This window comes from Modestobacter sp. DSM 44400, assembly GCF_900107175.1.
Lineage (GTDB): Bacteria > Actinomycetota > Actinomycetes > Mycobacteriales > Geodermatophilaceae > Modestobacter.
On the sequence record NZ_FNOZ01000048.1, the window covers coordinates 18,358 to 28,542 of the forward strand.

The following is a 10,185-nucleotide window of genomic DNA, read 5'->3' on the forward strand; positions in this document are numbered from 1 at the left end:
TCCGTGCCCGGATCGCGGCGTCCCGTCATGGGTGGAGCATCCTCTCGTCGCGTGTGCTGCCCGGGGTACGACCACCCGGGACCGTGCGCGTGACGCGCGCGATGTCCCTCGAGGGCACGACGCGCTGCGCGGCGCCCGACAGCGCTGTCAGCACTCGCTCTTGCGACAGGCTAGCGCGTGCCTGGGGCCGACGGCCACTTCCCACCGAGAGGTGCGGTCGTCCCCGGGGAGCCGTCGCGACGCGCGACGTGCACGACATAGGCCAGCAGCGCGCTCATCGCGCCGACCTCTCCACCGGCTTCGACGAAGGTGGCCAGGAGGTCGACCACGCTGTTGTCGGTGAGCTCCTCGATCACTTCGTGCATCAGGTCGACACCGACGGCGAAGGCCATCAACACGCCGGTCAGACCGGCGAGCCACCAGGAGTCCCGCCTCGCCACCGGGTAACTGCCGCGGTGGGTGCCCCACAGCAGGAACAGGATCGGTACGCCCAGCAGCGCCCACGTCGCCAGCTCACCCAGTTCCTGCGGAGGCAGGCCGAAGGGACTGGGGACGAGGTCGCGGTGCTTGAGCCACGCACCGCCCCGCTCGTGCAGGCCCAAGGAGTCGTCGAGTACGACGACCACCAAGGTGATGGCCCACCCGGCGTAGACCGGACCCCGTCGGTGCCGGCCGCCGACGACGGACAGGAGCGTGGCCGCCGACAGGAGCTGCAGGTACCCCAGGATCTCGATAAAGGAGCGGTCGCTGTTCACGGCCCACCGAGCGGACTCGAACGGGCCCACGTCCCAGAAGTACAGCTGGTGCGCGACGAGCATGAAGGGGATCGGCACCAGGAGGGCGACCAACAGCTGCAGGGCACCCGTCCGTCGGCCCTCACGCAGGCCCGCACTCAGCTGGTCTCGTCCGAACACCGCTAGACCGTACTGGCGTTGCGGGAGCAACGGGTGTTCCGGACCCTGTCTCGCTCGCCCGGGTGAGCGAGCTCCCCTAGCTCGCGTCCCGGGCCCCGGCCGCCACGGTGGGTCGCGGTCGCCGCTCCGGCACTGCCTCAGCCGGCAGGTCGGAGGCGGGCTGCCGACGACGCAGCAGGTCGGGCAGCACCAGCGCAGCGAGCCCGATCAGCAGCCCGGCGACCGCCGCGACGCCGACCCCCTGCACGAGGCGCGGCGTCCGAGACTCCTCCACGACCTCCAGGCCCTGGATGGTGCTCGAGCTCTGCGATTCGGCGGCCTGCCGCTGCAGCGACTCGGCGGCCCGCTGGGCCTCGTCGCGCTGCTGCGCAGCGTCCTGGACCGCCTGGTCGAGCTCCTGCATCCGCCGGATCTGGGGCACAAGCGCATCCCGCGTGGCGCTCAGCCGGGCGATGATGGCCACACTGCCGATCTCGGGGCTGATCTGCAGGCTGCGGATCCGCGAGGACAGGTCGGTGTAGTCGCGGTCGGGCTGCAGCGTGCCGATCTCGTCCTGGTAGGCCGACCGCGCCGCCACGGCGGCGTCGTAGGCCGCGACCGCCGCCTGGAGGTCCGCGTCGGTGTCGCTGACCTCGACCAGGTTGCCGAAGGTCCCGGCGATGACCGCGCGGACGACGGGCTCCACCGCCTGGCCCCGGTCTCCGGTGTAGACGACGGTGAACAGGCTGGACTGGCCGATCCGGGCCACCTCGAGGCCGTCGTCGAGGTCCGCACGGGGCACGCCAGTGCTCTTCGAGACGTCCTGCAGGACGGTCCCGGAGACGGCGAGCTCGGCGAAGTCTGCCACGAAGAGCCCGACCCGGCTGGCGCTGTTGGCGGCGCTGCCGGGGACCGACACGGTGGCGGTGGCGACGTAGCGGGTCGGCTGGTTGGCCAGCACCCAGAAGGCCGCCAGACCGGCAAGCACCGGCACCAGCAGGGCGAGAGCGGTCATGCGCGGGCGAGAGCGGAGGAAGTGACTGATCTCCACAGGGAGTTGCTCCTCTTTCGGCGTCGGAGGGTCGGGGTGGGTGGCTCAGCCGAGCAGGGACTGCTGCCAGGCCACCTGGTGGGCCAGGCCCTCCGGCACGGCGACCTGCGGCCGCCAGCCGAGCAGACGCTCGGCGAGGTCGATGGTCCCGCCGGTCTGCAGCACGTCACCGGGCTGCCGCGGCTGCTCGGCGGTGTGCACCGGCCGCCCCACGACGGTCTGCAGCAACTCGACCAGCCCGTTGACCGTGATCGACCCGCCACCGGCGACGTTCACGACGGCGCCAGGGGCGAGGTCGGCGACCTCGGCCGCGGCCAGGCTGGCCGCGACGACGTCCTGGACGAAGGTGAAGTCGCGGACCTGTTCCCCGTCGCCGTAGACGGGGATGGCGTGCCCCTCGAGCGCGGCGGCGATGAAGCGGTTCATCGCCATGTCCGGCCGCTGCCGGGGGCCGTAGACCGTGAAGTAGCGCAGGCTGACGGTCGGCAGGCCCCAGTTGTCGGCGTACAGGGTGCACAGGTGTTCGGCCGCGAGCTTGGTGACCCCGTACGGGCTGAACGGGCGGGTCGGCGCGTCCTCGCTCGTCGGGTACCTCGCGGCGCGCCCGTAGACCGACGAGCTGGACGCATAGACGAACCGGCGCACCTCCGATAGGCGCGCTGCCTCGAGCAGCCGCTGGGTGGCCATTACGTTGGCCTCGGCGTAGACCCCGAAGCCGTTCTGCCACGATGACCTGACCCCGGGCTGCGCGGCGAGGTGGAACACCACGTCGACACCGTCGAGCAGGCCGGCCAGGTCGGCATCGAGCAGGTCGGCCTGGCGGAAGTCGAACCTCGCCCAGTCCTGCAGGACCTGTACGTTGGCCTTCTTGAGCATCGGGTCGTAGTAGTCGGTCAGCGCATCGACGCCACGGACCTCGTGACCGAGGCGCAGCAGCGCCTCGGAGGTATGGCTGCCGACGAAGCCGGCGGCTCCGGTGACCAAGGCTTTCACGGGGATCCCTATCAGCTGAGGTGGCCGGCTGGCGCCGGAATGAGCCCGGCCCCCGGTTGGAGGCAGGGACAGCGCATCGATCAGACTACCCGGTTGGCTACGGTGACAGCCCAGGTCCAGGCCCCGAAGGAGTGACACACCAGTGAAGGTGATCCACGTCATGGGGCGTTTCGCGGCCAGCGGCACGGAGCGGCAGCTCGCCGGGATGCTGGTGGCGGCTGCGCGGACGGGGCAGTGGGAGCCCACGCTGTGCGTGCTGCGGGCCGGCGAGCCGTATGCCCAGGAGATGGCCGCCGCCGGCATCCCGCTGGTCGAGTACGACGCATCGGACGCCGATCCCCGCCGGCTCACGGCCCTGCGCCGGACCCTGACGTCGGGCGACTACGACGTCGTGCACTCCTCGCTGTACGGGGCCAACGCGCTCACCCGACTGAGCCTGCTCGGGCCGTCCCGCCCGCCGGTGGTGGTGTCCGAGCGCCGGGTCGAGGACTGGCGCTCCCGGCCGGCCCGGCTCGTCGACCGCGCGCTCAAGCCGGTCACCGACATGTGGATCGGCAACTCCCCGGACGTGGCCGACTTCGTCGTCCGTGTCCACGGCGCGCCGCGCAGCCGGGTCCACGTCATCCGGAACGGGATCGACGAGCGCATCTTCCGCCCCGGAAGCCACCCTCGGCCCGAGCGCAGCGGCCCCGTCCGCATCGGTTCGGTGGGTCGGCTGATCCCGGTCAAGGGCTTCGACGTGCTCATCGAGGCGGCGCGTTCGCTGGTCCCCGACCTCCACGTGGAGTTCGTCGTGGTCGGCGAGGGCGCGGAGCGGGAGGCGCTGGAGCGCCAGGCGTTGGGCCTGCCGATCACCTTCCCGGGCGGGCTGCACGACCCGGCGCAGGTCGCGGACTTCCTGCGCACGCTCGACGTCTTCGTGCTGCCCTCCCGGTCGGAGGGTCTGCCCAACGTCGTGCTCGAGGCGGCCGCCTGCGGGCTACCGGTGGTGGCGACCCGCGCACCCGGTATCGAAGGTGCGGCAGCCGATGCGGTGCTGGTCGATCCCGACGACGCCCCGGCGCTGGCCGCGGCGCTGCGGGATCAGGTGCTCCACCCGGTGCCCGCTCGCCCCCTGGGGGTGCAGAGCTTCGAAGCGGTGGCCCGGGCGCACCGTGACGTCTACGCCGCGGCCGCAGCCCGGCGATCCTGACTCGGGTTGCCGCCGCAGCGCGGCGGTCAGTGCAGCTCCGCGCCCGGTCGACCGGCTCGGCGGGCCCGCCGCCGCGCGCCGAGGCGCGGCCGGTCCGGTGCTCGCGTCGCGCCCCGGGCCTCCATTGCCTGCGCGTAGGCGTCCAGGGTGCCGTCCACGGTCTTCTCCCAGCTGAACCGGTCGAGGAGTTCAGCACCCACCTGCCGGCCGCCGGCCGCCTCGGCCTCCGGGTCGCGCAGCGCCCGTTCGAGCGCGGCGCTCAGCGAGGCGCTGTCGCCGCTGGTGAACAGCCGACCGCCCGGGCGGTCGGAACCGAGCAGCTGCCGGTGCACCGGGATGTCGCTGAGCACCAGGGGCCGGGAGTACGCCGCGGCCTCCAGCACGGTGAGCGGCATCCCCTCCAGGGTTGAGCTCTGCACGAACAGTCTGGCGTTGGCGTACGCCGCCTGCAGCGCGTCGCCGTAGAGGAAGCCGGGCAGGTGGACGTCGGGCAGGGCCTGGGCCTGCTCGGTCAGTTCCCGGACGTACCCACCGGTGAAGCTGTCCCCGCCGACGATCACCAACTGGGGGCGAGCGTCCGCCGGGAGCGCACCGAACGCGTCCACCAGGAGGTGGTGGCCCTTCTCCGGCACCAACCGGCCGACGCTGAGCAGGTAGTCGTCGGGCTTCACACCCAGCTCGGTCAGGTCGCGCAGCCCCTCGTCCGGGTCGTTCGCCGGCAGCGTGACGCCGTTGGGCACGTACGAGGTCTCGACCCCGTAGCTGTCCCGGTAGTGCTCGCGCAGCCCCTCGGCGACGACGATGGTGCGGTCGGGCACGTAGGCGCTCAGCCGGGCACTGGCCTGCAGCGCCAGCCGTGCGCCCAGGCCCCACTTCTCCCGGCCGAAGTCCAGCCCGTGCACCGTCAGGACGACGGCGCCGCGGCCGGTCGCCCGGGACAGCGGGCTGATCAGGCCAGGACCGACGGCGTGGTAGTGCACGATGTCGAAGCCCTGCTTGGCCGCGTGCGCGGCCGCGACCGCGGTGTGGGAGAGCGCGTCGAGGTGTTTGCTCGCGATCCCCGGCAGCACCACCAGACGCATGCCGCGATACGAGCTCCCGGAGTCCCGGACGGTGTAGTGCGGGCGGCAGTAGACCGTGACCTCGTGCCCGCGTTCGACCAGCCGGGCACCGATCTCCTCGATGTGGCGCTCCACGCCCCCGTAGGTGGCCGGCAGGCCGCGGCCGCCGATCATCGCCACCCTCACCGCGGGGACCCCGCCGTCATGGCGTGGGCGGGTGCGTGCCGCGGCGGCCGCAGCGCCGGCTGCGGTGGGTGCAGCGTCAGGCTCGTGGCCAGCGCGAAGAAAGTGAACAGGTAGAGCAGCACGACCACCTCACTGATCAGGTTGCCGCCGAAGCTGCCCAGGACGAACGCGGCGGTGCAGCCCGCCGCGCCGACGGCCACGCCGCGGCCGATGCGCCCGTCCGGCACCGCGCGCAGCGCGCGCAGGGCCATGGCCAGCGCGGCCACGATGACCGCGAGGTAGACGGTCGTGCCCAGCACCCCGGTCTCGACGTACATCCGGACGAAGTCGTTGTGCGGCGGCAGCACCTCGGCGCCCAGGTAATCCGACGCGCTCGGCCCCAGGCCGAGGAACTCGTGTCCCTGCGCGCCCTCGAGCACGACACCCCAGTGCTGCACGCGCCACAGGAAGGAGTTGCCGGGCGTGCCGTTGATCGTCTCCTCCTGGGACAGGTCGGACAGCCGGGTCAGCACCGACGGGGCGAGCACGACGACGAGCGCCAGCCCGGCCGGCACCAGCAGCAGCAGCTTGCGGGACTGCAGTACCCCGACGACGAGGACGCCGGCGACGACCGTCGCCCAGCTGCCGCGGGAGTACGTCAACAGCAGCTCGACGGAGCCGACGGCGACTACGGCACCCACCAGCAGGCGCGGCCCGCCCTGGAGGTAGCGGAAGATCGCCGTCCCCATGATCAGCAAGAGCACCAGATAGAAGCCGAAGGCGTTGGGGTGCAGGAAGGTGCCCGTGACGCGGCCCAGGCCGCTGGACTGCTTGAGGTAGGTGCCGGTGGCGAACTGCTGCAGCCCCACGAGCAGCGGCACGACCGCCGAGACGTACACGGCCGTCAGGACGCGACGGCGGTTGCGCTCGGCGACGGCGAACTGCTCGACGGCGAGGAACACCGCGACCGCGGCAGCGAGCCGGGCCACCTGCAGCAGACTGCGCACCTGGTCGCCGGAGAACACCGCGCTGACGGTCATCACCGCGAGCAGCAGGACCGACAGCTGGCCGAGCACCGACACCCGGCGGAGCGTGCCCCCATGTAGCTGCGCCGCCAGCCAGAGCAGCACGCCGAGCACCACCAGGGCCGCGACGCCACTGCTGAGCACGGCGGGCCCGCCGCCGACCTTGGCGATGTCCAGCACCGGGCGCACGACGAGGACAGCGAGCAGGAAGAACTCGAACCTCCCCATCCACACGACCACGAGCAACCCGCCGAGCACCAGGCCGATCCGCAGCAGGGTGGCCGCGTCGAAGCCGTTGGTCGCGGCACTCACCCCTGCGCTGACGCACAGCAGGATGGCGGCGATGCCGACGAGCACCGCGGGTGCGCGGCGGAGCAGCGTGGGCACGGGTGGTCGGGTCATCGCGCTGATGCTGGCCACTCCCCTTCATCTGTCGTGTTCCCTGGAGCCGGGTCGCGGGCGCGAACCGCCTCGCGCGAGACCGCCCGGGCAGGGCTGCTGGTCCAGCAGACAGGGGGCGGCGCGTCGCGGCCCTTCAGCGTACGTGACGCTGCGTGATCATCACCCGTTCGAGCGAACGGTCGCTCCAGGCCGGACCGCAGCGATCAGCGATCCTGGCCCGGATGGCGCGCGCGTCGTCCACGCTCGGCCGACGCCGCGCCGTCCGGCATCACTGCGCTCGCCACAGTCGTAACCGACCGTGGTGCCGACAACCGCGGTCAGTCCCGGTCGACCCCGTCCTCAGCCGACGCCCGGCGACGCTTGCCGCGCTTGCGGCCGAGCCCACGCCGCACCAGCCCCGCGGCCAGCGCGAGGGCGGACCGGTCCACCAGCGCCAGGGTAGCGACGTAGGCCACCACGCACGCGGCGATCTGGGCGAGCAGCACCTGCCAGGCCGGCCACATGTCGCTGACCAGGACGCGGACGAGGAGGCCTGCGGCCGCGAGGGACAGGCAGGAGACCCACACCCCGCGCATGGCGCGCAACAACTGGCGCCAGGTGAGCTCGGTCTGCCGGAGGCACGGCCGAGCGAAGATCAGGGTCTCCAGGTAGAACTTCACGGTCAGCGCCGTGGCCACCCCGACGGTGCCCCACGGGAGCCCGATGAGCATCGCCACGAGGCTCAGCACACTCGTCACGAGCCCGAGCCGGAACAGCGCGCTGGTCGCGCCCGTGGCCCGCAGCACACTGCCGACGGTCGCCGTGAGCGTCTGTGGGAGCGCCGACACGGCCAGCAGCTCGAGGACCACCACCATCCCCAGCCAGCGTCGTCCGAACAGGACCTCGACCATCGCCGGTGCGGCCACCGCCATGCCGATGGCGATCGGGGCCGTCGCCATCCCGGCCAGCGACAAGGCGCGCAGCCACGCGCGGCCCAGGCGCGGGCGGTCGTCGCGCAAGCGGGAGAGCGCCGGGAAGAGTACCCGGTTCATGACCACCTGCACCTGCCCCACAGGCAGCTTCATCAGGTTGTAGGCGCGGCTGTAGTTGCCCAAGTCGGCCTGGGACGCGACGCCGGCCAGCAGGAGGTTGTCGGCGTTACGGGACCAGAAGATCAGGATGTTGAACCCGGTGATCCCCCGGGTGAAGGCCCAGAGCTCCCGCAGGCTCTCCCGGTCGGGCCGGGCGCGTGGGAACCAGCGCACGACGACCCAGCTCAGCAGCGTGCGGACGATCGTGTAGGACAGCGGACCCAACACCAGCGCGAAGGGCCCGGCGCCGGCCAGCGCGGTGACCACCACCGTGCCGATACTCACGACCGAGCACACCGTCTCCAGCACGGCGATCTGCTTGAACCGCAGCGTCCGTTCCAGCAGGGCGGTGTGCACGATGTTGAGCGAGAGCGTGAAGTTCAGGCTCGCCAGCAGCAGCAGCGGGGTGAGCAGCGGCAGGTCGTACAGCTCCGCGATCGGGATCGACAGTGCGGCGATCAGCCCCGTCAGCAGGACCCCGGCGACCGCGTTTACCCAGAAAGCGGTCGACAGCAGCTTCTCAGTGAGGCGCCGGTTGTAGATGATCGCGCTGCCCAGGCCCAGCGTCGTGAAGAGCGCGGCGAACGCGGTGAGCGGGAGGATGATCGCGGCCTTGCCGTAGTCCTCCGGGGTCAGCAACCGGGCCGTGACGATGGTGCCCAGGAACTGGATGAGCTGACCGGCCGCCTTGCCCCCGGCCGCCCACACGGCACCGCGGCGCACGCCGGCGCCGAGGGCCTGACCGGTCTGCTGCCGGCGGAGGACCGGGTGCTGCAGCTCGGGAGCGTCCTCGGCGAGCGCGCTGCCCTGCTCCGGCGGGATCATCGGGACGGGACTCGCCGAGGCAGGTCCGGGCGCGGTCATCCAACTCCTGTACCAGCTTCGGGGACCGGTGGCCGCCTCCACAGCGGAACGCCAAACCTGACTAGGTCTACCGAACCGCAGATGTTACCGCAGGTCCCGCCAGGCAGCTGGACGTCACCCGGACGGGGGGCCTCGATCGGAGGCCCCCCGCGCGGCGGCGTCAGTCGGACGTGACCGTCAGGACGAGCTGCGGCCGGTTCTGCGCGGCCGCGTCCTCCCGGGGCAGGAAGATCAGCCCGTTGGTGACCTCCGGCGCCAGCTCGAGGGAGACCACGCCGTTGCCCGTGACGCCGCTGACCGCAGTGGTGACCTGGGAGTCGTGACGCGCGGGGCCGAAGTTGCCGACTGCGGCGACGCCGGTCCGGCCGGGCCGGCCACTCCGCCAGGTCATCGACTCGGCCGCGGCTGCCGAGGAGGTGTCCGCCGTGCGCCAGATGGCCGGGCCGTTGCTGGTCCCACCGAAGTGGGGCACGGTGCGCAGGCTCAGCGAGGCAGCGGTGACCTTCTCCCCCGGAGCCAGGCCGGTCACGTTGAACCGGAGGTAGCTGTACACGGCGCTGCCCTTCTTCGGCAGGTCCCGCGCGTCCGACAGCAGCGGGTTCGCGGCGCCGAAGGTGGACTTCGGGCTCGCCTCCTTGACGATGGCATCGGCCTCCGCCGTCACCGTGATCGTGCGGTCGGAGCCGGCGCCCGAGGCGGCTGACGACGCCGTGGCCGTGGGGCTGGTCGTGGCGGTGGGGCTGCTCGTCGCGCTGGGGCGTGCCGTGGTCGTCGCACCGGTCGTGGTCGTGGGGCTGGTCGTGGCCTTGGACGTGGAGGTGGACGTTGCCGGCGCCTTCGTGCCGACTGCACCGAAGGCCCGGGCACCGTAGGTCACCGGCGCGGCGCCGGCCTCCTCCGCACCCATGTCCGGGGCGCTGCCGGACCAGCCGTCGTTGAAGCCCGGCAGCGGGACCCCGTCGTCGACCCCGGGCGAACCGGCGGCCAGCGAGAACCGGCCGGTGCGGGTCGCCGCGTCCATGCCCCAGCCCGACGCATGCGTGGCCTCGGCGTGGATGCCCTGGGACTCCGCGCCGGCGGCGGCCCGGATCAGCCCGTTGTAGAGGTCGTGGTCGAAGTCGTTCGTGGCGGACCGGCTGTCGTCGGAGATGCTGTAGGAACTCGACGGGGCGCCGGTGGAGGTTGTCCCGGGTCTCGTGGAAGTTGAGGTGGCGGCCCCCCGCCCGCACCGGCCGTGAGGTAGGTGTTGGGCGTCCGCCAAGACACCGCTTCAGACAGGGGACCGCCGTGACCAAGAAGTACCAGAACGACAAGATCGACACGCCCGTCGGCGACGGGCTCGTCGTGCCCGAGCGGGTGAGTGTGGCGATGGCCGACATCGCCGGGTCGATGCGCGAAGGCCTGCTGGCGTTGGCCGTGGGCACCGGCCTGCCAGGTCATGGCGGCGCTGATGGAGTCCGACGTGACCG

General features: G+C 72.3%; 8 protein-coding genes and 1 pseudogene. 2 read left to right on the forward strand and 7 right to left on the reverse strand.

Annotated features, from left to right (window positions below; all coding sequences use genetic code 11):
- Positions 1-170: 170 nt before the first annotated feature.
- The 3 genes from BLW04_RS20700 to BLW04_RS20710 all read right to left on the reverse strand — a co-directional run bounded on the left by BLW04_RS20700 (position 171) and on the right by BLW04_RS20710 (position 2,937).
- A complete protein-coding gene (locus BLW04_RS20700) occupies positions 171-914 on the reverse strand; it encodes a hypothetical protein (RefSeq protein WP_091546833.1) in 744 nt (247 codons plus the stop codon).
- Positions 915-990: 76 nt separating this feature from the next.
- A complete protein-coding gene (locus BLW04_RS20705; protein WP_091546839.1) occupies positions 991-1,908 on the reverse strand; it encodes an SH3 domain-containing protein in 918 nt (305 codons plus the stop codon).
- An 81-nt stretch (positions 1,909-1,989) separates the two neighbouring features.
- On the reverse strand, positions 1,990-2,937 hold the full coding sequence (locus BLW04_RS20710) for an NAD-dependent epimerase/dehydratase family protein (protein ID WP_217631151.1): 948 nt from the start codon (positions 2,935-2,937) through the stop codon (positions 1,990-1,992).
- Positions 2,938-3,097: 160 nt separating this feature from the next.
- Between BLW04_RS20710 and BLW04_RS20715 the strand changes: the two genes are divergently transcribed.
- Positions 3,098-4,129, forward strand: coding sequence for a glycosyltransferase (locus BLW04_RS20715; RefSeq protein WP_091546843.1), 1,032 nt, complete (start codon positions 3,098-3,100; stop codon positions 4,127-4,129).
- 26 nt (positions 4,130-4,155) lie between these two features.
- Here BLW04_RS20715 and BLW04_RS20720 read toward each other — a convergent pair whose 3' ends face one another.
- The 4 genes from BLW04_RS20720 to BLW04_RS20735 all read right to left on the reverse strand — a co-directional run bounded on the left by BLW04_RS20720 (position 4,156) and on the right by BLW04_RS20735 (position 9,977).
- The gene (locus BLW04_RS20720) at positions 4,156-5,376 is read right to left on the reverse strand and encodes a glycosyltransferase family 4 protein (protein WP_139306945.1); all 1,221 of its coding nucleotides are present in this window, start codon (positions 5,374-5,376) and stop codon (positions 4,156-4,158) included.
- Positions 5,373-6,782, reverse strand: coding sequence for an O-antigen ligase family protein (locus tag BLW04_RS20725; RefSeq protein ID WP_139306946.1), 1,410 nt, complete (start codon positions 6,780-6,782; stop codon positions 5,373-5,375). The genes BLW04_RS20720 and BLW04_RS20725 overlap by 4 nt, the downstream gene beginning before the upstream one ends.
- A 317-nt stretch (positions 6,783-7,099) precedes the next feature.
- A complete protein-coding gene (locus tag BLW04_RS20730) occupies positions 7,100-8,716 on the reverse strand; it encodes a lipopolysaccharide biosynthesis protein (RefSeq protein ID WP_091546855.1) in 1,617 nt (538 codons plus the stop codon).
- Positions 8,717-8,876: 160 nt separating this feature from the next.
- Positions 8,877-9,977 (reverse strand): DNRLRE domain-containing protein, encoded by a 1,101-nt coding sequence (locus BLW04_RS20735; protein ID WP_091546859.1) that lies wholly within the window; start codon positions 9,975-9,977, stop codon positions 8,877-8,879.
- Positions 9,978-10,003: 26 nt separating this feature from the next.
- Here BLW04_RS20735 and BLW04_RS20740 point away from each other — a divergent pair.
- A pseudogene (locus BLW04_RS20740) lies at positions 10,004-10,185 on the forward strand (IS256 family transposase); the annotation flags it as partial.

Excerpts from the sequence above, each read along its gene's own strand:
- BLW04_RS20705 (WP_091546839.1), bottom strand. The coding sequence starts at position 1,908 with ATGACCGCTCTCGCCCTGCTGGTGCCGGTGCTTGCCGGTCTGGCGGCC.
- BLW04_RS20715 (WP_091546843.1), top strand. The coding sequence starts at position 3,098 with ATGGGGCGTTTCGCGGCCAGCGGCACGGAGCGGCAGCTCGCCGGGATG.
- BLW04_RS20725 (WP_139306946.1), bottom strand. The coding sequence starts at position 6,782 with ATGACCCGACCACCCGTGCCCACGCTGCTCCGCCGCGCACCCGCGGTG.
- BLW04_RS20730 (WP_091546855.1), bottom strand. The coding sequence starts at position 8,716 with ATGACCGCGCCCGGACCTGCCTCGGCGAGTCCCGTCCCGATGATCCCG.